Source organism: Amycolatopsis viridis (genome assembly GCF_011758765.1).
Classification (GTDB): Bacteria; Actinomycetota; Actinomycetes; order Mycobacteriales; family Pseudonocardiaceae; genus Amycolatopsis_E; species Amycolatopsis_E viridis.
On the sequence record NZ_JAANOU010000001.1, the window covers coordinates 640,784 to 660,956 of the forward strand.

A 20,173-nucleotide genomic window follows, 5' to 3' on the forward strand; every position below is an offset into this window, starting at 1 on the left:
TGCCGCACGCTGTTTCCCATCCCGGACGGGACGCGCGACGGCGTGTTACGTCACCTCGGGGGACATCACCGGCAGGCAACGTGCACACTTGCTGGTTGAACCGGCGCCGCTGCGTGGACAGCGGCGGGATCGAAGCAGGAGAGCGGACAGCGTGGCTGGATCGACGAAGACGAAGAAGAACGACGCCGGGGCGAACGGCGCCGGTCGTCGACGGCTCGTGATCGTCGAGTCGCCCGCCAAGGCCCGCAAGATCGCCTCGTACCTCGGCCCGGGGTACGTGGTGGAGTCCTCGGTCGGGCACATCCGCGACCTGCCGTCGAAGGCCGAGGACGTCCCGGCCAAGTACAAGGGCGAGTCCTGGGCGAAGCTCGGCGTGAACGTCGACCACGACTTCGAGCCGCTCTACGTCGTCTCGGCGGACAAGAAGGCCAAGGTCACCGAGCTCAAGGGCCTGCTCAAGGACGTCGACGAGCTCTTCCTCGCCACCGACCCCGACCGTGAGGGCGAGGCCATCGCCTGGCACCTGCTCGAGACGCTCAAGCCGAAGGTCCCGGTGCGCCGGATGGTTTTCCACGAGGTGACCGAGCAGGCCGTGCGCGCCGCTGCCGAGGACACCCGTGAGCTGGACGGGGACCTGGTCGACGCGCAGGAGACCCGCCGCATCCTCGACCGGCTCTACGGTTACGAGGTCTCGCCGGTGCTGTGGAAGAAGGTCATGCCGAGGCTGTCGGCGGGCCGGGTGCAGTCGGTGGCGACCCGTCTGGTGGTCGAGCGCGAGCGTGAGCGCATCAAGTTCACCTCGGCCTCCTACTGGGACATCTCGGCCACGATGTCGAGCGCGGACGCTGGTCCCGACGACCCGCGCCAGTTCCCGGCGCGGCTGGTGTCGGTCGACGGCGCTCGCCTGGCCACCGGCAAGGACTTCGACGCTTCGGGGCAGCTGAAGGCGAACGCCCAGGACGTCCGGGTGCTCGACGAGGCCGGCGCGCGGGCACTGGCCGAGGGCCTGCACCAGCGGGACTTCACGGTCACCAGCGTCGAGGAGAAGCCGTACACGCGGCGCCCGTACGCACCGTTCATGACCTCGACGCTGCAGCAGGAGGCCGGCCGCAAGCTGCGCTTCAACGCCGAGACCACGATGCAGATCGCGCAGCGGCTGTACCAGAACGGCTACATCACCTACATGCGTACCGACTCCACGACGCTGTCGGAGTCGGCGCTGGCGGCGGCGCGCAGCCAGGCGACCGAGCTGTACGGCGCGGACCACGTCTCGCCGACCCCGCGGCAGTACACCCGCAAGGTCAAGAACGCGCAGGAGGCCCACGAGGCGATCCGGCCGGCCGGTGAGGTGTTCCGGACGCCGGGCCAGGTCGCGGGCGAGCTGCAGGCCGACGAGTTCCGGCTGTACGAGCTGATCTGGCAGCGCACGATCGCCTCGCAGATGGCCGACGCGAAGGGCACCACGATCTCGGTGCGGATCACCGGCACGTCGAGCACCGGGGAGGAGTGCACCTTCGCTTCGTCCGGGCGGACGATCACCTTCGCCGGTTTCCTCAAGGCCTACGTCGAGGCGGTGGACGCGGACTCCGGTGCCGAGGCCGATGACAAGCAGAGCCGCCTGCCGCAGCTGGTCAAGGACCAGCCGCTGACCGCGGGTGAGCTGTCCCCGGACGGCCACGCGACCACGCCGCCGGCGCGCTACAACGAGCCCAGCCTGGTCAGCAAGCTGGAGGAGCTGGGCATCGGCCGCCCGTCGACGTACGCGTCGATCATCAAGACCATCCAGGACCGCGGCTACGTGTGGAAGAAGGGGTCGGCGCTGGTCCCGTCGTGGGTCGCCTTCGCCGTGGTCGGGCTGCTGGAGCGCCACTTCGAGCGGCTGGTGGACTACGACTTCACCGCGGCGATGGAGGACGAGCTCGACCGCATCGCGGCCGGGAACGAGCAGCGCACCCGCTGGCTGTCGCGGTTCTACTTCGGCGGCGAGCAGGGCGTAGACGGCTCGGTCGGACGCCTGGGCGGCTTGAAGAAGCTGGTCAGCGGCGGTGTGGAGGACATCGACCCGCGCGAGATCAACTCCATCCCGATGTTCGAGGACCAGGACGGCCGCACGGTGTACGTGCGGGTTGGCCGGTACGGCCCGTACATCGAGCGCGAGGTGGACGGGAAGCCCCAGCGCGCGAACCTGCCCGAGGACCTCCCGCCGGACGAGCTGACCCCGGAGATCGCGGAGAAGCTGTTCGCGACGCCGCAGGAGGGCCGGTCGCTGGGCGTGGACCCGGTCACCGGGCACGAGATCGTCGCCAAGGAGGGCCGCTTCGGGCCGTACGTGACCGAGGTGCTGCCCGAGCCCGAGGAGGCCGAGGGCGGCAAGAAGACCAGCAAGGCGAAGAAGCCGAAGCCGCGCACCGGCTCGCTGTTCCAGTCGATGAACATCCAGACGGTGACCCTGGACGACGCGCTCAAGCTGTTGTCGCTGCCGCGTGTGGTGGGCAAGGACCCGGAGTCGGGTGAGGAGATCACCGCCCAGAACGGCCGCTACGGGCCGTACCTGAAGAAGGGCACCGACTCGCGGTCGCTGTCGAGCGAGGACCAGATCTTCTCGATCACGCTCGACGAGGCGCTGAAGATCTACGCCGAGCCGAAGCAGCGCGGGCGTCGTGGCCCGGCCAAGCCGCCGCTGAAGGAGCTGGGCGAGGACCCGGTGTCGAAGAAGCCGATGGTGGTCAAGGACGGCCGGTTCGGGCCGTACGTGACCGACGGGGAGTACAACGCGACCCTGCGCAAGGGCGACAGCATCGAGGGGCTGACCCCGGAGCGCGCGTCCGAGCTGCTCGCCGAGAAGCGGGCGAAGGGGCCGGCGCCGAAGAAGAAGGCGCCCGCGCGCAAGGCCCCGGCGAAGAAGGCGACCACCGCGAAGGCCGCTGCCAAGAAGTAGGGCTCGAACAGCAGTTCGACCGAAATTGTCGGTGCCCGGGTGCACACTGCCCGCGTGACGACGATCGACGAACTGCTGACCGAGGCCGCCCGGCCGGTGCTGGACGCGGTGCCGGAGCGGGCCAGCACCTGGGACCTGTACGCCCCGTTCGCGACGGACGAGGACGTGGAGCGGATCCGGTACCCGCTGAGCCGCTCCAGCGATCCGGCCGACCTGGTGGCCGAGGCCGAAGAGCACAACGCGTGGATGGCGCAGCTGCGGGACTCGCCGTTCGTCGAGGGCGGCGACCTGACCGACGACGCCATGCGGGCGTTCGCGCTGATGCTGCGCGGCCCGATCCGGATGGTGCTCACCGGCGTGCACAGCGGGCTGGCCGGGCCGCTGGACGTGCGGGTGTACGCCGACACGGCGGCCGGTGTGCTGTGGAGCTGGCGCCCGGACGCCACCCAGGTCGGCGGATGGGGCTTCCGCGAGCTGCGGTCGCTGTTCGACCGGGTGGTCGGGTTCGTGCCGGAGCGGCGCCGGGGCCGGTTCGGTTCGCTGATGCTGCACGCCGGCCCGTCCGGTGAGCTGACCGGGCGGGACGCCGAGCAGGCGGTGCGGGTGCGGGAGTTCCTGCGCCGCCCGCGCACCGGCACCACGGTGGTCGATCTGATGGCGTTCGACCGCCGCTGCGCCCAGTTCCCGCGCCTGGGGTACGTGGTGGTGGACAACGACCTGGGCCGCCACGTGCTGGCGACGGTCACCGAGCCGGGCGAGGGCGGGGAGCTGTTCCTGGTGCCCTCCGACCGCGACCGCCTGGCGCAGTGGATGACCGAGGCGGTCGAGGCGGCGATGACCTGTGCCTGATCATCCGGTCGCGGACAGTGATCACCAGGTGGCCCGGATGGGCGCGTGCTCGCCGGGAATTCCCCACTACCCTGGGACGAGGTGTTTCCAGACGCACGGGAGTGGTCAGCATGAGTCCGGCGAAGGACGACGCTCGTTTCGACGGCGACGGCACGCAGTCCGGACTGCAGCCGCTGACGTTCGGCGACGCGGTGTCGGGATCGGTGGACGACGGCGAGCGGTACGAGCCGCTCAAGGTGGCCAAGCCGGTCGAGCCGGACCCGGAGAAGGTGCGTCAGATGATCGAGGCCATGGCCGACAAGCCGGCCGCTCCGGATGCTCCGGCCGCACCGCCCGAGGTGCCGGTGGACGACATCCCGCCCGCGGCCCCGGCTCCGGCGGTGCCGCCCGCGCCGCCGCTGGGCATCCTGCCGAGGCAGCGCACCTGGCGGGGCCGGCCGAAGCTGGGCTCGTGGTCACGTCCGTCGTTCCGGCTGCCGCGGCCGGGCGAGGGCGGCACCGTCCGCCGGGCGAAGCCGTCCAGCGGGTCGGCCGCGTTCCTGGTCGCGGTGCTGTTGATGGTCGTGTTCGGCGTGCTCGCGATCCAGTTCCTGACCAGCTTGATCGATACGATCGGCGGCATCTTCCGCTGACGCCCATCCGGGCGATCCGCGCGAATCGGGCGGGTACGGTCCACCAGGACGGGCACTCTCAGGTCGGCACAGCTACCCTGGCTCCACGGTTGGGGGACACCGGCTTGTTGCGCCAGGGGTTCCTCAGCGCCACGGGAGTGAGTGGGGTGGGTCCGATCAGCGAGGTCATGCAGGAGCAACCCGGCGCGGGGAAAGATGCGCCGGCCGGGCGTGACACCTCGACGCTCCACCGGGCCCGGCGGGTGCTGGCGATCCGCCCCTTCCGGCGGCTGTGGGGCATCACCTACCTGTGCAGTGTCGCCGACTGGCTGACGTTCCTCGGTCTGACGACCCTCGCGGCTCAGATGACGAACAGCTACATCGCGAAGAACTTCGCGTTCACCGGTGTGGTGCTGTCCGCGTTGCTGCCTGGCCTGATCTTCGCGCCGCTGGGCGGGCTGCTCGCCGACCGCTTCGACCGCCGCAAGGTCATGTTCGTCGCGGACCTGTTCCGCTGCGGCTTCCTGCTCTCGGTGGCGTTCGTCGGCACCTGGTGGTGGCTGTACATCGCCAACTTCCTGGCCAGCGCGAGCGCGATGATGTGGATCCCGTCGAAGGAGGCGGCGGTCCCGAACCTGCTCAAGCGGCCCGACCAGGTGGAGACGGCCAACCAGCTCGGCATGGTGATGACGTACGGGCTCGCCACGGTCACCGCGGGCGGTGTCTACGCCATCGTCACCCAGATCGTGGCGGCGGTCGGGCTGCCCGACGGTTTCCTCGGGCAGCTGGGCGTCGCCAAGGTCATCGTCGTGCTGATCGCGCTGCTGTACCTGACGAGTGCCATCCTGGTGCTGACCCGCGTCCCGGAGCTGTCGATCCGCAAGCCGCGCATGGCCGGGGTCGCGCACGAGCAGGCCGAGAAGGCCGCGAAGCCGGTCACCGAGGACGTGCCGGGGCTGGGCGCCCTGGTCAAGGACGCCGGCAAGTACATCAAGAGCACCCCGTTGGTCCGCGGCCTGCTGATCGGCGCCGCGGGTGCCTTCGCCGCGGGTGGTGCGGTGGTCGGGTCGGCCAAGACGTATTCGTCGAGCCTGAACGCCGGTGAATCCACGTGGGGCCTGCTCGTCGTGGCCGTGTTCATCGGGCTCGCCACCGGCATGGGCGGGGCGCCGAAGCTGGCACGGCGGCTGCCCCACGACCGGTTGTTCGGCATCTCGATCGTGCTGGCCGGGCTCGCGCTGATCCTGGTGGCGCTGTCGCCGCACGTGACGGTGTCGCTCGTCGCGGTGGCGGTCGTCGGCGCGTGCGCCGGCGCCGCGTTCCTGACCGGTGTCACGATCATCGGTTCGCAGGTCGAGGACGCGATCCGCGGCCGGATCAACGCGATCTACCAGTCGATGATGAAGGTCATCGTGTTCGGGTCGGTATCGCTGGTGCCGCTGTTGATCGGTCTGACGAGCTCGCACCGGGTCAGGGTCTGGGGCAACGAGATCACCATCGACGGCACCCGGCCGGTGATGCTCGGTGGCGGCGCGCTCGCCGCGATCGTCGGCGTCATCGCCTACCGGCAGATGGACTCGCGGCGGTCCGAGCCGATCATGGCCGACCTCCGCAACGCCATCCGCCGCCGTCCGCGCCGGGTCAACGGTCTGCTCATCGCGCTGGAGGGCACCACCGTCGCGGACACCGCGGCGCAGGCGACCAAGCTCGCCGAGTGGCTGTGCTCGGTCAGCCCGCGCCCGGTCGTGCTGGCCGCCGACCCGGCGCTGGACGACGAACGGCTGACCACGATCATCGGCAGCGCCTCGCTGTCCGGGGCGCGTGCCCAGGCACTCGCGGCGGCCGCGGTCCGGGCCGACATCGTGGAACGCAACGTGCAGCCCGCCCTGGACAACGGCGCGATCGTGGTGATGGAGCGCTTCGTCGACTCACCGCTGGCGCACCTGTCCGCGGTCGCCGGGCTGGACGCGAAGGAGCTGGAGGGCCTCGCCGACTGGGCGACCGGCCGCCTGCGGCCGGACGTGACCGTGCTGCTCGACGCCGATCCCGGCGCCGCCAACGCTCCCGGTCCGATCTCGGTCGAGGACCAGTGGCGCGTGCAGACGCTGCTCAGTGAGATGGCCGAAGCCGACCCGGACCACTACGTCGTGGTGGACGCCGATGCGCCGGAGGACGCGGTCGCCGACCGCGTGCGCACGGCCGTCACCTCGGTGCTCGTGCAGCGCAAGCTCGGGCTCGCGCCGCTCGCCGAGGCGGAGGACGCGTGACCGCTGTCGTCACCCCGGCCGGGGTGTGGGCTCAGCTGGTCGGTCAGGACCACGCGGTCGAGGTGCTGTCCGCGGCCGCGGACGCGGCGGCCCGGATCGTCGCCGGCGAACCCGCCCCGCCGGGCGCGATGACGCACGCCTGGCTGCTCACCGGGCCGCCGGGGTCCGGCCGGTCGGTCGCGGCGCGGGCGTTCGCGGCGGCCTTGCAGTGCATCACCGGCACCGGCTGCGGCCAGTGCCCGGGTTGCCGCACCGCGATGCACGGCACCCACGCCGACGTGCGGCTGGTCATCCCGGAGGGGCTGTCGATCTCGGTCGCCGAGATGCGGTCGCTGGTGCAGGCCGCGGCGCGCCGGCCGACGACGGGCCAGTGGCAGGTCGTGATCATCGAGGACGCCGACCGGCTCACCGAGGGCGCGTCGAACGCCCTGCTCAAGGCCGTCGAGGAGCCGCCGGAGCGGACGGTGTTCCTGCTGTGCGCGCCGTCCGACCACCCGGAGGACGTCTCGGTCACCATCCGCTCGCGCTGCCGTCTGGTGACGCTGCGGACGCCGGCGGCCGAGGCGATCGCGCGGGTGCTGGCCGACCGGGACGGCGTGGACCCGGAGTTGGCCGAGTGGGCGGCGTCGGTGTGCGGCGGTCACGTCGGCCGCGCCCGGCGGCTCGCGACGGACGACAACGCCCGCAAGCGCCGGGAGTCGGTGTTGCAGATCCCGTTGGGCCTCACGCGCCCCGGCGACGTGTTCCGGTGTGCGGACGACCTGATCGCGGTGGCCGAGGCGGACGCGACCGAGGAGAGCAAGGTCCGCGACGAGGCGGAGAAGGCCGAGTTGCGCAACGCGATGGGCGGCGACGCGACGGGCAGGGGCGTCGCCGGGGCCAAACGCGCGGCCGAGGCCGCGGTCAAGCAGCTGGAGAAGCGCCAGAAGTCGCGGGCGACGCGCACCCAGCGGGACACGCTCGACCTGGCGCTGGTGGACCTGGCTGGGTTCTACCGGGACGTCCTGGTCACCATCAGCGGCGCCGATGCCCGGTACAACCACCCGGACCACGCCCAGGACATCGCCCAGGCCGCCCGCCAGTGGACGGCCGAGGCGACCCTCAAGCGCCTGGAAGCAGTGCTGGCCTGCCGGGAAGCGATCCTGTGGAACGTCAAGCCGAGGATCGCCGTGGAAGCGATGCTGACCGCGCTGCGCCACGGCTGACCGCGCTGCGAACGGGAACCGGCCCCCTCCCGCAACGCGGAGGGGGCCGGAACCAGGAGGAACGTCAGTCCCGCGGCCGCGGCGTCGGCGAGGGTTTCACCACGGCGGCCGTCATGCGGCGCCGTGCCGGGAAGGCGGCCACCAGCACGACCCCGAGCAGCAGCAACGCGGTCCCGGTCCAGAACATCGGCACCGCCGAGTAGGCGCCGGCGGTGTACGCCAGCTTCTGCGGCACGCCGGGCGCGGCGCCACCGGCCGGCTTGGCGGGCGTGGTCGAACCGCACACGACCCCGCCCTCGGGCGCGTACGCCCGGCCGATCTGCTCGCCCAGCGACAGCTGCGCCAGCGACGACGGCAGCGCGTCGTGGCCGGCCGGGAGCAGGTTCTTCAGCCCGGTGGTCGGCAGGATCTGCAGGTCCAGCATCCGGGCGGAGGCGCCCAGCTGGAAGCCCTTGAACGGCTCGGTCAGGTTCTGGCCCTTCTGGGTCAGCTCCGCGATGCTCAGCCGCAGCACGCCCAGGTCGAGCACCTTGCCCGCGGTGTCCGGAACCTGCTGCAGGCCCTTCTGCGCGGTCGCGACCAGGCCGCCGACCACCGGCAGGTCCTGCAGCGGGCCGAACTGCTGCGACAGGCCGGACAGGGGCAGCCCGATCGGGATGTCCTTGGTGGGGTTGTTGGCGTCCAGCGTGTAGAGCACCTTGCCCTGCCGCTCGATGCTGATCACCGGAGCCGTGTACTCGACCTTGGAGGTCTTCTCGTCGCCGGTGGAGGTGATCTTCAGCATCGGCTGGCTGACCACCTTCAGCGTCAGCTCGAGTGGGGTGCCCTTGAGGATCTCGATGTCGGCGGCCTGCAGCGTGGACACCGACTGGACCGCCTTGTTCGGCGAACCCGGGATGTCGACGAGCTGCACCACCGACCGGGAGGACAGCGTGTTGGGCAGGCTGAGCACGGAGTTCGTGCCGTCGGACTTGGTCTGCGTGCCGCCGCTGAGCAGACCGCCGAGCGTCTGCAGCCCCTTGGTGGGGTCGAACCCGTCGGCCAGCTGCACGTTGCTCAGGTTGAGCCCGTCGATCGGCAGGTTCGGCAGCGACGGGATGGCGTTCAGCAGGGACAGGCTCGCCACCGACGTGCTGGCGTCGGCGATCGTGCCGACGCACGGCCCGAGGCTGGGGCTGTAGCGCGCGTGCACCTTGCCGTTCAGCAGCCCGACGTTGAGCAGCGGGTTCTGCGGCGCGTTCAGTCCGCCGGTCAGCGGCTGCTCGTTGTCCGGCAGCGCTGTCTGCACGAGGCTGCCCGGCGCCTGCGGCGCGTTCCCGCCCACCGCGAGCCCGAACGGGGATGACTGGGCGATCGACTTCTCGTAGCTGAGCAGGGCCTCGGAGTTGGCCTGCGCGCTGGACAGGCCCATCCCGGCCTCGAGCGCGGACTGCTTGGGCAGCTGGTCCCCGAAGCCGGGCAGGATCGTGCTGGTCGGGACCGAGTTCGGCAGCAGGCGCAGCACCCCGAGCGCGGCGGCCGCGTCACCGACGGCGTGGCCGAGCGGCTGGGGGCCCTCCTGGCCGATGAACGGCGGCTGCCCCGGGTGGGCCGGCTGCGGGGTCGGGGTGGTGGGGATCGTGCTCTCCGCCATGGCCGGCGTGGCCGACAGGACGAGCACGGCCGCGGCGACCGGCAGCGCCAGCGCGCGAGGCATGCGTCGACGCATGTGGATGGTCCTCCCAGTACGACCAGGCCGGTCTGGAGTGACCGGCGTCGCAGAGCCTAACGACACGGGGGGTGCCGAGTGACGCAAGAGGGGTCGCTACACTTGTTCGTGTTGCCGCCTTAGCTCAGTCGGCCAGAGCGGCTCACTCGTAATGAGCAGGTCAGGGGTTCGATTCCCCTAGGCGGCTCCGGCAACAACAGGGCCTCCCCGGATCTTTCCGGGGAGGCCCTGTTCCTGGGTGGGGGAAAGGTGGGTCCGGCGGTGGCGACTCGGCACCTGTACGTGGTGCGGCACGGCGCGGCTGACCCGTTCGGTGAACTGACCGAGGTGGGGCGGCGGCAGTCGGAACTGCTCGGCGAGCGCCTGGCTGCCCTGCCGGTCGATGCCGTGTGGCATTCGCCCCTTGCCCGGGCCGTGAATTCGGCCCGGATCATCGGTGCGCAGCTGCCGGGTGTGCCGGTGCGGGAAGCGGCCGAGCTGGTCGACCATGTGCCGTACGTGCCGGCCGAGCCGCCCCCGGCCTGGGCGGGGTTCTTCGACGGCTACGACCCGGCGGAAGCCGCCGCCGGCGCCCGGCTGGCGGAAGCGCTGATCGCCAGGTTCGCGCGGCCCGCCGAAGCCGAGACCCACGAGGTCCTGGTCACCCACGCCTACCAGGTGGCGTGGCTGGTGCGGCACGCCCTGGACGCGCCACTGGTCAGGTGGCTCGGGCTGAGCTGCGGCAACACCGCGCTGACGGCGATCGAGTACCGCGATGGCGTGACGCCGGCCGTGCTGCTGTTCAACGACATGGGCCACCTGCCGCCGGAGCTGCGCTGGACGGGCTTCGGGCCCGGCCCGCGGCCCTGACGCAGCGTTCCGCTCAAGCGGTCCGGAGCACCGCTCGAGCGGCGGCGAGGCGTTCGGCTTCGTCGCGCGGCGAGTGGTCTCCCGTCACGTCGTCGGCCCAGTCGAGCAGCCGGCGCAGGTGGGCGTCGGCTGCGGTCGTCACGACCGGCGGCCGGCCGAGGGCCACTTCACCGCTGGTCCCGTCGATGGTGACGAGTGTGCCTTCGCCAATGGTGCGTCCGCCGGCCCGCACCGAGCCCGCCGCCGCGTCGATGGTCAGGCCGGCCACACCCACGACCGCCGGTTTCCGCAGGGCGCGCGCGACGACCGCCGCGTGGCTCGCCGGACCGCCGTGGGCGGTGACGATCCCGGCGGCGGCGGCCAGACCACGCATGTCGTGCGGTGACGTTTCCGGGCGCACCAGGACGACCGGCCCGTCCGCGGCCATCCGCACTGCCCCGTCCGGGGTGGTCGCCACCCGGCCCGCCGCGACACCCGGGCAAGCGCCCAGCCCGCGCGCCAGGATGTCGGCGCCCGCGGTCGTGATCCGCGGCGTGCGGACGTGCTGGAGGTGGTGCGGCGAGACTCGGAGCAGCGCTTCGCGGCGGTCGATCACGCGCTCGTCGGCGAGCTCGGTCGCCACGCGTACCGCGGCGGCGCCGGTGAACCCGCCGGACCGGACCTGCAACATCCACAGCTCGCCGGCTTCGAAGGTGAACTCGACGTAGCAGGCGTCCCGGTAGTGCCCCTCCACGCGGCTCAGGGCGTCGAGCAGGCCGGCCCACACCGCGGGTTCCCGGTCGGCGAGCTCGTGCAACGGCCGCGTCAGGGCGGTTCCGGAGACGACGTCCGCTCCGATGTGTCCGAAGAGGACTTCGCCGAACGGAACGTTCTCGCCGGTGCTGGGGTCGCGGCTGAACGCGACTCCGGTGCCGCTGTGCTCGTCGCGGTTGCCGAACACCATGGTCTGGACGATTACGGCGGTGCCGAGGTGGTGCGGGATGCCGTGCAACTCGCGGTAGGTTCTCGCGCGCGGGGTGTTCCACGACGAGAACACGGTCTCCACCGCCAGTGCCAGCTGCCGGTGCGCATCGTCCGGGATCGGGCGGTCGCCGGTCATCGCCGCGGCGAAGCCGGACAGGAAGCGCTGCCGCGAATCCCGGGCGAACACGGGGTCGCCCGTCTCGGCTGCCAGCGCGGCCGTGGCCCGGGTGGTGAGACCGAGGTTGAGGATCGTGTCCATCATGCCGGGCATCGACACGCTCGCCCCGGAGCGGACGGACACCGGCAACGGCCGTCGTGATCCCCCGAACCGGCGCCCGGTGACGGATTCGAGGCCCGTCATGGCTTCCCCGAGTTCGTCCTCGAGTCCGCCGGGAAGACGCCCGTCACGCAGGAACGCGCGGCACGCCTCGGTGGTGACGACGAACCCGGCGGGCACCGGCAGGCCGAGGCGGTGCAGAACCACGAGGCCGTGCGCCTTGTTGCCCAGGAGATCCACGTCGTCCGCGGCCCCTGTGGAGAGCGGGCGGATCCACTTCATCGCGGGATCCCGAGCGTGGCGAGGAGATCTTCGTGCAGTTCGGACCACACCGTGTGGAACGACGCGGTGCTGTCGGCCACGTACTCCAGTGCTCCGCGCGCGGCCTGGGTGAGGGCGTTGGTGAGGCGGACCCGGTAACGGCCGAACCGGGGCAGCGCCGCGGCGAGCTCGTCGCAGACGACGGTGGCACGCCGGTGGAATTCGGCGAACCGGTCGAGGACCCGCGCGTCGTAGGCCGGGTCGCGGTGATCGTTACCGGTCAGGACGCCGTCGACGACCCGGAGTTGCCACGCGGTGCAGAGGTCGAGCAGTTCCGGGTTGAGCGGGAGGAACCTGTGGTAGGCCGCGGTCACGGCGGCGCGGGCACCGGCCGTGTCCAGCTCGGTGCTGATCCACTCCGCGTCCGCCGCCCGGCCGTCGTCCGTCAGTGCCCACCCGCCGAACTCGCCGGGGAAGTGCGTGACGAGACCGGCGACCGCCAGATCGATCAGTTCGGACTCGACCTCGGATTCGCCGAGCCCGGTGGCCGCCGCCAAGCGGGTGAGGCCGGCGCTGCCGCCGCACCGCAGGGCGTGGAGCACCAGAACGCCGGCCCCGGTCGCCGGGAGCTCGGGCCGGATCATGCGCCGGCCCGCCGCGGCCGCGTGCTCTCGGGTACGTCGGCGGTCGAGGCCGCGTAGGCGGCGCCGCGGCCGCCGGCCCTGGCGACGATCACGCCGTCCCGGACGCGCACCGCGGCTTCCGTCTCGTCGTCGACCGCGGGCACGCCGATCGCCGCCGCCACCCGGGCCGCGTCGTCGACGATCAGGCGCACGGGCCGCCACGCTTCCGGCGGGAACACCCGGCGCAGGCAGCCGGTGAGGTCCGCGATCCGGAGACGCACCAGGCGTCCGGTCTCGGCCGGGTCGCTGGTGACCACGACGACCGTGGCTTCCTCACCGGGCCGGACGGAGCGGATTGCCTCCTCCGCGGCGCTGAGGCGGCCGGCACCCAGCACGGTGATCAGACCGTCGCCGCCCCACCCGACCTCGTCGCCGCTGATCCGGTCCAGCAGTCCGACGGGCGGATCCCAGCCGTCCGCGCACGGCTGCGCGGGCGCGACGTGGGGCAGGTGCGGTGGCGCCCAGCTGTCGGCGAGGTCGGTTGCGGCCAGGTGGCGGCACGCGCGGACCACGTCGAAGGGATCGCCGAAGCCCGGCGCGGTCTCGGCCAGGTGGCTCCACCCGCCCAGCAGGGTCAGCACCAGCTCGGCCAGCCGGACACGCCGGATCGGTGCCGCGCCGGGTTCGCCGGACTCCAGCGCGACCGCGAGCAGCACCGCTTCCAGCTCCGCCACCTGTGCCCGCACCGTGCGCGCGTGGTCGTCGTCGAGGACACCGGCCAGCGAGCGCAGTTGCAGCCGCCCGTCCGCAGCTGTATCGCCGGTGAGCGGTAGCCGGTCGAGCCAGACGCGGGCGAACGCGGCCAGCGCCTCCTCCGGGGAGGCCGGCGGGACCTGCGGTCCGGTTCCGGCCGGCCTCTCGACCAGGTCGATCAAGACGGCCAGGTACAAGGCCCGTTTGCTCGGGAAGTTCGAGTACACGGCGCCGCGGGTCAGCTCGGCGCGCTCGGCGATCCGGTCGACCTTCGCCAGGGCGTAACCGTGCTCGCTGAACTCCTCCTCGGCGGCCGCCAGCACCGACGCGCGAGTGCGTTCCTGCTGTTGCGCCCGGGTCAGCCGGACCATCCGCAGCTCCTCCCCTTACGGCATCATCGGATACTTTACACATTCCGATGTTCACAACATCTGGAAGAGCTACGGCGTCAACGGCCTACAACCGCCGGGGATGCGCAGCCGCCGGCTCGTGCGGGCGGCCGAGGTGGCGCGCCAGCAACCGGTCGAGCAGCATCGCGCCGGCGGCCAGCGCGAGGAACAGCGCCGCGATCACCAGGCAGTTCACCGCGACCCGCGGGTAACCGAGCGCCGCCACGTCGATGAACGGGTACGGGTAGAAGCCGTCGATCGCCCCGCGGACCAGGGTGAACGCCAGCCACGCGACCGGGTAGACCACCGACCACCCGATGATCCGCGGCGTGACGGCGCCGCGCGGCCCGAACAGCAGCCAGCCGAGCACGCCGAGCAGCGGGGACGCGGTGTGCAGCAGGAAGTCCGCGAGCCAGGCCCACCCGCTGAGGTCGTGCAACCCGGCCAGCGCCAGGTGGAACACGATCCCGGTGACCGCGATCGCGAGCACGCCGTCCAGCCGCAGCGTGCGGAACGCGGTGGACGTCCACCGTGGACGGATCGCGAGCAGCAGGCTGGTGGCACCCACGATCAGGTTGGACTGGATCGTGAAGTAGGCGAAGACGTTGGCCAACCGCGCGGCCGCCGAGTCGTACCGGCCGCCCATCACCCCGGACGTGACGAACAGCTGCGTGACCACACCGAGCAGCACAACCAGGGCGTGCAGCCCGAACCACCAGCGCGCGATCCTCATGCCGGGACGGTAAACGGCCGGGCACCGCTCGCGCCGAAGCCACGCCGGGCGCCGTTGGGACACCGGTCCCGAAAGGTAGGCTGAGCGTCCTCATCCGCACCAGGAGGACATCGCAGTGGCCGTCACCCCGCCCGGGCAGCGCGAGCGGCTCTCCCCGAACCAGCTCGCCAAGCAGGAGCAGATCGTCGAAGCGGCGCGGCAGGTGCTCGCGCGCGACGGGCTGGCCGGGTGCACGGCGCGGGCGATCGCCGACGCGAGCCCGCTCACCAAGAGCGCCATCCACTACTACTTCAGCGACATCGACGTGCTCGTCGACCGCGCGATGGCTGCGCACGTGACCGCCTTCCTCGACGAGCTGCGCGAGGTGGCCGGCCGCCACGCCGACCCGCGGGAGAAGCTGTGGGCCGTCCTCGAGTCCTACCTCGACAGCTTCGCCAAGGAGGCCGACTCCGCGTTCCTCTGGTTCGAGTACTGGATCGCGGTCAGCCGCGCCGAGCACCCGGAGGCGATCGAGGTGATGCTGCGTTCGGTGACCGAGCTGCTCACCGAGCTGCTCGCCGGGGTCGGCGTGATCGACCCGCGCGCCCGGGCCCGGGCGCTGATGTCCTACCTGCTGGGCGCGGTCGTGCAGCAGCGCGTCCGGCGCCGCCCGTTCGGCACCCTCCGTGAGGAGATCGAGTCGCTCTGCCTGGCCTAAGGTTCCGGGTATGCCATTGTTTTCCTTCGAGGGCGTCAGCCCCACCGTGCACCCGGACGCCTGGATCGCGCCCACCGCGACCCTGATCGGCGACGTCGTGATCGAGAAGGACGTCTCGATCTGGTACGGCGCGGTCCTGCGGGCCGACTTCGGCAAGATCATCGTGCGCGAGGGCGCCAACATCCAGGACAACTCGGTTGTCCACGTGAACACCGGCGTGTGCGAGATCGGCCGGAACGTCACGGTCGGCCACATGTGCCTGGTGCACGACTGCACCGTCGGCGAGCAGGCCCTGATCGGCAACGGCTCCACCGTGCTGGACCAGTCGGTCATCGGGGAACGGACGCTGATCGCCGCCGGATCCACCGTCACACCGGGCACCCAGGTGCCGCCCGAGGTCATCGCGATGGGCAGCCCGGCGAAGAAGTTCGTGCCGCTGAGCGACTCCGCCCGCGGCTGGATCGACCACAACGCGGCGATCTACCAGCAGCTGGCCAAGCGGCACGCGGACGGTGTCGCACCCGTCGACTAAGCTGGTCGCACGAAATGCGACTGGCGCCGTAGAGGTGGAGCACCACCGGGAAGCGACCGACGAGGCCGGCACCGCGCGCCTGGGTGTAGCCAGTGTCAGGAGTAGGAAGATGACGCACCAGCCAGCCATCCCCACGCTCACCGCGGCCGACCCGCAGATCGCCGGACTCGTCGAGGACGAAGCGCGCCGCCAGGCGGAGAAGATCCGCCTGATCGCCTCCGAGAACTACGTGTCCGAGGCGGTCCTGGAGGCCACCGGGTCCGTGCTGACCAACAAGTACTCCGAGGGCTACGCGGGCAAGCGGTACTACGAGGGCCAGCAGTTCATCGACCAGGTCGAGCAGGTCGCGATCGAACGGGCCAAGGCGCTCTTCGGCGTCGACCACGCCAACGTCCAGCCGTACTCGGGCTCGCCGGCCAACCTGGCCGCCTACCTGGCGTTCGCCAGCCCCGGCGACACGGTGATGGGCATGGCCCTGCCCGACGGCGGCCACCTCACGCACGGCTGGTCGGTCTCGGCCACCGGCAAGTGGTTCAACCCCGTCCGGTACGGCGTGCGGAAGGAAACCGGCCGCGTCGACCTCGACCAGGTCCGCGAGCTGGCGCTGGAGCACCGGCCGAAGCTGATCTTCGCCGGCGGCACGGCGATTCCGCGCACCATCGACTTCCCGGCCTTCGCCGAGATCGCCAACGAGGTCGGCGCCGTACTGGTGGCCGACATCGCGCACATCGCCGGTCTGGTCGCCGGCGGCGCGCACCCGTCGCCGGTCGGGCACGCGCCGGTCATCACCACGACCACGCACAAGACCCTGCGCGGTCCGCGCGGCGCGATGATCCTGACCGACGCCGAGCACGCCAAGGCCATCGACAAGGCCGTGTTCCCCGGCCTGCAGGGCGGCCCGCACAACCACACCACCGCCGCGATCGCGGTGGCCCTGGGCGAGGCGGCCAAGCCCGGTTTCCGCGACTACGCGCACGCCATCGTCGCCAACGCCAAGGCGCTGGCCGAGGCTCTGATCGAGCGCGGCTTCGACCTGGTGTCCGGCGGAACCGACAACCACCTGCTGCTGGTCGACCTGACCAGCAAGCAGATCGGCGGCAAGCCGGCCGCGCAGGCGCTGGACCGTGCCGGTATCGAGCTGAACTACAACACGGTGCCGTTCGACCCGCGCAAGCCGTTCGACCCGTCCGGTATCCGGCTCGGCACCGCGGCCATCACCACCCGCGGCCTCACCCCGGAGCACCAGCCGCAGATCGCGGAGTGGATCGACCGCACCGTCACCGCGGCCGCGGCCGGCGACGAGGAGACGATCACCCGGATCGCCGGCGAGGTGCGTGACCTGCTCGCGGCGTACCCGATCCCCGGATACCGCGCGTAGCAGCCCGACCCGAACGAAACGCCCCTTCCCCGCACGGGGAAGGGGCGTTGTTCACATCCGCACTCAGTGGTGCTCGCCGCCTTCGGCGGCCTCCTTCGCGAGCCGGTCGATCTCCCGCTGGTAGGAGCGCTTGATCTCGGCCTCGGCCTCGGCGCGGCCGACCCACTGCGAGCCCTCGACGCTCTTGGCCGGCTCCAGGTCCTTGTACACCTGGAAGAAGTGCTCGATCTCGAGCTTGTGGAACTCGTTCAGGTGGTGGATGTCCCGCAGGTGCTCCAGCCGCGGGTCGTCCGACGGCACCGCGAGAACCTTGTCGTCCGGTCCCTTCTCGTCCGTCATCCGGAACATGCCGATCGCGCGGCAGCGGATCAGGCAGCCCGGGAACGTCGGCTCCTGGACGAGCACCAGTACGTCGAGCGGGTCGCCGTCCTGCCCCAGGGTGTCGTCGATGAAGCCGTAGTCGGCCGGGTACTGGGTGGCCGTGAACAGGGTCCGGTCCAGGCGGATGCGACCGGTCTTGTGGTCCACCTCGTACTTGTTGCGCTCCCCCTTGGGGATTTCGATCGTGGCGTCGAACTCCACGGCGTCCTCGCTGACCTCGTCTTTTCCCGCCGATACCGGCGGCTTACGTTTTCGCTAACTTGTCGTCACTAGTGTGGACCACGCGCCGTTGGGAAGTCGCACTGATGTCGTCTTGACAACACTGAGTTTGCCCGCGGCGTGTCGCCGGTGAGGAGGAGGGGTGCGTGCCGAGCAACGACCAGCCCGAGTGGCCTTCGGAGGACACCGACGCCGCGCGGGAGGAGAACCCCGCTGACGGCGGTGCGACGGCTCAGCTGCCCCTGCCTGGCACGCCCTCGCTGCCGGAGTCCCCGACGGTGTTCGTCCCCGCCCCGCCGGAGCGCGACGACCGGACGGACGCGGCGGCCGACCCGCCGCACGAGCAGGCGACCGCCCCACACCGCGTTCCCCGCGACGACCGCCCTGGTGAGCAGCCGACCGCACCCCAGCAGGTCCCGGGCCGGGCCGGCCGACCCGGCCCCACGGGGCCGGGCCAGTCCGAGCCGCGACCAGCGGCTCCCGGCAGCACGGACGACGGTGCGCGGTCCGGCGAGCAGGGCGCGGGAGACCCGGGCCGGGACCGGTCCGCACAGCACGACCCGGACCAGCCGGCACAGTCCCGCCCACAACCGGGACCGCGTGAGCACGCCCAGGACGGTGGCCAGTTCGGCGCGCCGGGTGAGCAGGGTGGTGGCGAACCGGACGCGCCGCGGCCCGGTGCGCAGGGCGCGGCCCAGCCGGGCTCGGGCCGGCCGGGCGAGCAGGACGGCGCACCGGGACAGCGGGGCCGGGGCGAGCCGGACCAGTCCCGCCCGGCGTCTGGTGTGCCGGATGCGCGGGGGCCCGTGGAGCCGGAGTGGGCCCGGCCGGGCGCCGCGGGTGAGCCGGGCGCGGGTTGGCAGGACCGGTCGTGGTCCGGTGCCCAGGCTGGGCCGGGTGCCGGCCATCAGGACGGGCCGCGGCCCGGGGTCCAGGGCGAGCAGGGGCCCGCCGAGCCGGAGTGGGCCCGGCCCGGCGCCCAGCAGAACGCGTCCGGCCGGCCGGACCGCCCCCAGCCGATGCCGCCGTCGGCAGTCCCGCTCATGCAGCCGATGCGCATCGAGCCGAGCGGGGAGATCCACCCGGCCGAGACGACCACCGGGGAGGAGAAACCGCCGGTCGAAGCCCCGGCCCCACCGAAGCGCCGTCGCGGGCGGGTGCTGGCGGTCAGCGCGCTGGTGCTGGTGCTGGTCGTCGCGGTGGGGGTCGCGCTCGCCACGCCCTACGTCTCCAACCGGCTGGCCCTGCCGTGGGCGCCGAACCGGCCCAAGGCCGACGCCCCCGAGCCGGTTCCGGTGGCCCTCTCGCTCAAGCCCCCCAGCTCCGCGGCGCCGGAACCGACGCCGGCCGGGGTGTCCGCGGCGCTCTCCCAGCCGGCGGGCAACGGGGCGCTGGGCACGCTCACCGGCTCGGTCATCGACCCGGCGAACGGCCAGATGCTGTGGGACCGCAACTCCGGTCAGCTGCGCACCCCGGCTTCCACCACCAAGTTGCTGACGACCGCCGCCGCGCTGCTCGCCATGGACGCCGGCACGCAGCTGAGCACCAAGGTCGTCGAGGGCTCCTCGCCGGACACCGCGGTCCTCGTCGCGGGCGGCGACGTCACCCTGTCCTCCCTGCCGGCCGGTCAGCAGTCGGTCTACCCGGGTGCCGCGCACCTCGACGACCTCGTCGCCCAGGTCAAGCAGGCCAGCGGCGGCTCCGTCAAGCAGGTGCTGATCGACACGTCCGTTTGGACGGGTGCGCAGACCGCGCCGGGCTGGGCGCCCAACGACGCGCCGATATTCACGGCACCGATGACGCCGGTGATGCTCGACGGCGGCCTGGACAACCCGAAGAACGACCACTCGGTGCGCGTCACGCAGCCGGCGAACACCGTGCTGCAGACCTTCGCGCAGCGGCTCGGCGCGACGGCGGCCGGCCCCGGCGCCGCACCGCAGGACGCGAAGGTGCTCGGCGAGGTCAAGTCGGCGCCGCTGAGCGAGCTGATCGCCCGCGCGCTGGAGACGTCGGACAACACGCTCGCCGAGGCGATCGGCCGGATGACCGCCATCGCCACCGGCCACGAACCGTCGTTCGCCGGCGCGGCGCAAGCCACGTTGTCGGTGCTCGCGCAGCACGGGTTCGACGTCTCGCAGGTGCGGCTGAGCGACACCAGCGGGCTCTCCCCGCAGAACAGCGTGCCGGCGAAGTTGCTCGCGCAGATCCTGGCGGCCGCGGCCGGCCCGGACGACAAGGATGCGCGGACGGCGAGGCTGCGCCCGATGCTGTCCGGCCTGCCGGTGGCCGGTGGCAGCGGCACCCTGGTCGACCGTTACAAGGAATACGGTTCCCAGTCGGGCCGGGGATGGGTGCGCGCCAAGACGGGCACTCTGTCCGGTGTCCACACGTTGGCAGGGGTAGTGCTCGACGCGGACGGGCGCGTGCTGGTGTTCGCGTTGATGTCCGACGGGGCCGACCAGCGGAGCGCGCGGGCGGCACTGGATGTCGTCGCGGCCTCGCTGCAAGGCTGCGGGTGCCGGTAGCTTCGGGAAGGTGGA

The 20,173-nt window shown here is 72.1% G+C and carries 16 protein-coding genes, 1 tRNA gene and 1 riboswitch; of the genes, 11 read left to right on the plus strand and 6 right to left on the minus strand.

What is annotated here, in order from left to right:
• Nucleotides 1–151: 151 nt before the first annotated feature.
• The 5 genes from topA to FHX46_RS03270 all read left to right on the plus strand — a co-directional run bounded on the left by topA (nucleotide 152) and on the right by FHX46_RS03270 (nucleotide 7,870).
• Nucleotides 152–2,938, plus strand: coding sequence for a type I DNA topoisomerase (topA, locus tag FHX46_RS03250; protein ID WP_167110503.1), 2,787 nt, complete (start codon nucleotides 152–154; stop codon nucleotides 2,936–2,938).
• Nucleotides 2,939–2,992: 54 nt separating this feature from the next.
• Nucleotides 2,993–3,787: a hypothetical protein gene (locus FHX46_RS03255; RefSeq protein WP_167110505.1), complete on the plus strand. Its 795-nt coding sequence runs from the start codon at nucleotides 2,993–2,995 to the stop codon at nucleotides 3,785–3,787.
• Nucleotides 3,788–3,897: 110 nt separating this feature from the next.
• On the plus strand, nucleotides 3,898–4,419 hold the full coding sequence (locus FHX46_RS03260; RefSeq protein ID WP_208399992.1) for a hypothetical protein: 522 nt from the start codon (nucleotides 3,898–3,900) through the stop codon (nucleotides 4,417–4,419).
• A 167-nt stretch (nucleotides 4,420–4,586) separates the two neighbouring features.
• Nucleotides 4,587–6,665 carry a bifunctional MFS transporter/dTMP kinase gene (locus FHX46_RS03265; protein ID WP_167121066.1) on the plus strand — a complete coding sequence of 693 codons (2,079 nt, stop codon included), beginning with the start codon at nucleotides 4,587–4,589 and terminating at the stop codon, nucleotides 6,663–6,665.
• Complete coding sequence (locus FHX46_RS03270; RefSeq protein WP_167110509.1) at nucleotides 6,662–7,870, plus strand: DNA polymerase III subunit delta'; 1,209 nt, start codon at nucleotides 6,662–6,664, stop codon at nucleotides 7,868–7,870. Before FHX46_RS03265 ends, FHX46_RS03270 begins: the two co-directional genes overlap by 4 nt.
• Nucleotides 7,871–7,934: 64 nt before the next feature.
• Here FHX46_RS03270 and FHX46_RS03275 read toward each other — a convergent pair whose 3' ends face one another.
• Complete coding sequence (locus FHX46_RS03275; RefSeq protein WP_243871215.1) at nucleotides 7,935–9,578, minus strand: hypothetical protein; 1,644 nt, start codon at nucleotides 9,576–9,578, stop codon at nucleotides 7,935–7,937.
• A 113-nt stretch (nucleotides 9,579–9,691) separates the two neighbouring features.
• Here FHX46_RS03275 and FHX46_RS03280 point away from each other — a divergent pair.
• Nucleotides 9,692–9,765: transfer RNA gene (locus FHX46_RS03280), tRNA-Thr, on the plus strand.
• 74 nt (nucleotides 9,766–9,839) lie between these two features.
• Nucleotides 9,840–10,427, plus strand: a complete 588-nt coding sequence (locus FHX46_RS03285; protein WP_167110511.1) for a histidine phosphatase family protein — start codon at nucleotides 9,840–9,842, stop codon at nucleotides 10,425–10,427.
• Between the two features lie 13 nt (nucleotides 10,428–10,440).
• Here the strand turns inward: FHX46_RS03285 and FHX46_RS03290 are convergent, their stop codons facing one another.
• The 4 genes from FHX46_RS03290 to FHX46_RS03305 form a co-directional block, all read right to left on the minus strand.
• Nucleotides 10,441–11,949 carry a pyruvate, phosphate dikinase gene (locus FHX46_RS03290; RefSeq protein WP_167110513.1) on the minus strand — a complete coding sequence of 503 codons (1,509 nt, stop codon included), beginning with the start codon at nucleotides 11,947–11,949 and terminating at the stop codon, nucleotides 10,441–10,443.
• The gene (locus FHX46_RS03295) at nucleotides 11,946–12,572 is read right to left on the minus strand and encodes a transcriptional regulator (RefSeq protein WP_167110515.1); all 627 of its coding nucleotides are present in this window, start codon (nucleotides 12,570–12,572) and stop codon (nucleotides 11,946–11,948) included. Before FHX46_RS03295 ends, FHX46_RS03290 begins: the two co-directional genes overlap by 4 nt.
• Nucleotides 12,569–13,675: a TetR/AcrR family transcriptional regulator gene (locus FHX46_RS03300; RefSeq protein ID WP_167110517.1), complete on the minus strand. Its 1,107-nt coding sequence runs from the start codon at nucleotides 13,673–13,675 to the stop codon at nucleotides 12,569–12,571. The genes FHX46_RS03295 and FHX46_RS03300 overlap by 4 nt, the downstream gene beginning before the upstream one ends.
• 85 nt (nucleotides 13,676–13,760) lie before the next feature.
• Entirely contained in the window at nucleotides 13,761–14,426 is a 666-nt protein-coding gene (locus FHX46_RS03305; protein ID WP_167110519.1) for a Pr6Pr family membrane protein, read from the minus strand.
• A 115-nt stretch (nucleotides 14,427–14,541) separates the two neighbouring features.
• Here FHX46_RS03305 and FHX46_RS03310 point away from each other — a divergent pair, with 115 nt between their 5' ends.
• From FHX46_RS03310 to FHX46_RS03320, 3 genes are all read left to right on the plus strand, one after another.
• A complete protein-coding gene (locus FHX46_RS03310) occupies nucleotides 14,542–15,123 on the plus strand; it encodes a TetR/AcrR family transcriptional regulator (protein WP_167110521.1) in 582 nt (193 codons plus the stop codon).
• 10 nt (nucleotides 15,124–15,133) lie between these two features.
• Nucleotides 15,134–15,655: a gamma carbonic anhydrase family protein gene (locus FHX46_RS03315; RefSeq protein WP_167110523.1), complete on the plus strand. Its 522-nt coding sequence runs from the start codon at nucleotides 15,134–15,136 to the stop codon at nucleotides 15,653–15,655.
• 6 nt (nucleotides 15,656–15,661) lie between these two features.
• A riboswitch (ZMP/ZTP riboswitch) is annotated at nucleotides 15,662–15,747 on the plus strand.
• A gap of 17 nt (nucleotides 15,748–15,764) precedes the next feature.
• A complete protein-coding gene (locus FHX46_RS03320) occupies nucleotides 15,765–17,033 on the plus strand; it encodes a serine hydroxymethyltransferase (protein ID WP_167110525.1) in 1,269 nt (422 codons plus the stop codon).
• A gap of 63 nt (nucleotides 17,034–17,096) precedes the next feature.
• On the opposite strand, the gene FHX46_RS03325 is transcribed toward FHX46_RS03320, so the two are convergent.
• Entirely contained in the window at nucleotides 17,097–17,615 is a 519-nt protein-coding gene (locus FHX46_RS03325) for an inorganic diphosphatase (protein WP_027933612.1), read from the minus strand.
• Between the two features lie 164 nt (nucleotides 17,616–17,779).
• On the opposite strand from FHX46_RS03325, the gene dacB reads away from it, so the two are divergent.
• The gene (gene dacB, locus FHX46_RS03330; protein WP_313886008.1) at nucleotides 17,780–20,158 is read left to right on the plus strand and encodes a D-alanyl-D-alanine carboxypeptidase/D-alanyl-D-alanine endopeptidase; all 2,379 of its coding nucleotides are present in this window, start codon (nucleotides 17,780–17,782) and stop codon (nucleotides 20,156–20,158) included.
• Nucleotides 20,159–20,173: the final 15 nt, after the last annotated feature.

What these genes read in the sequence shown, in the direction of transcription:
- FHX46_RS03295 (WP_167110515.1), bottom strand. Translation starts at nt 12,572, where the DNA reads ATGATCCGGCCCGAGCTCCCGGCGACCGGGGCCGGCGTTCTGGTGCTC.
- FHX46_RS03300 (WP_167110517.1), bottom strand. Translation starts at nt 13,675, where the DNA reads ATGGTCCGGCTGACCCGGGCGCAACAGCAGGAACGCACTCGCGCGTCG.
- FHX46_RS03290 (WP_167110513.1), bottom strand. Translation starts at nt 11,949, where the DNA reads ATGAAGTGGATCCGCCCGCTCTCCACAGGGGCCGCGGACGACGTGGAT.
- FHX46_RS03275 (WP_243871215.1), bottom strand. Translation starts at nt 9,578, where the DNA reads ATGCGTCGACGCATGCCTCGCGCGCTGGCGCTGCCGGTCGCCGCGGCC.
- FHX46_RS03260 (WP_208399992.1), top strand. Translation starts at nt 3,898, where the DNA reads ATGAGTCCGGCGAAGGACGACGCTCGTTTCGACGGCGACGGCACGCAG.
- FHX46_RS03320 (WP_167110525.1), top strand. Translation starts at nt 15,765, where the DNA reads ATGACGCACCAGCCAGCCATCCCCACGCTCACCGCGGCCGACCCGCAG.
- FHX46_RS03305 (WP_167110519.1), bottom strand. Translation starts at nt 14,426, where the DNA reads ATGAGGATCGCGCGCTGGTGGTTCGGGCTGCACGCCCTGGTTGTGCTG.
- FHX46_RS03315 (WP_167110523.1), top strand. Translation starts at nt 15,134, where the DNA reads ATGCCATTGTTTTCCTTCGAGGGCGTCAGCCCCACCGTGCACCCGGAC.
- FHX46_RS03265 (WP_167121066.1), top strand. Translation starts at nt 4,587, where the DNA reads ATGCAGGAGCAACCCGGCGCGGGGAAAGATGCGCCGGCCGGGCGTGAC.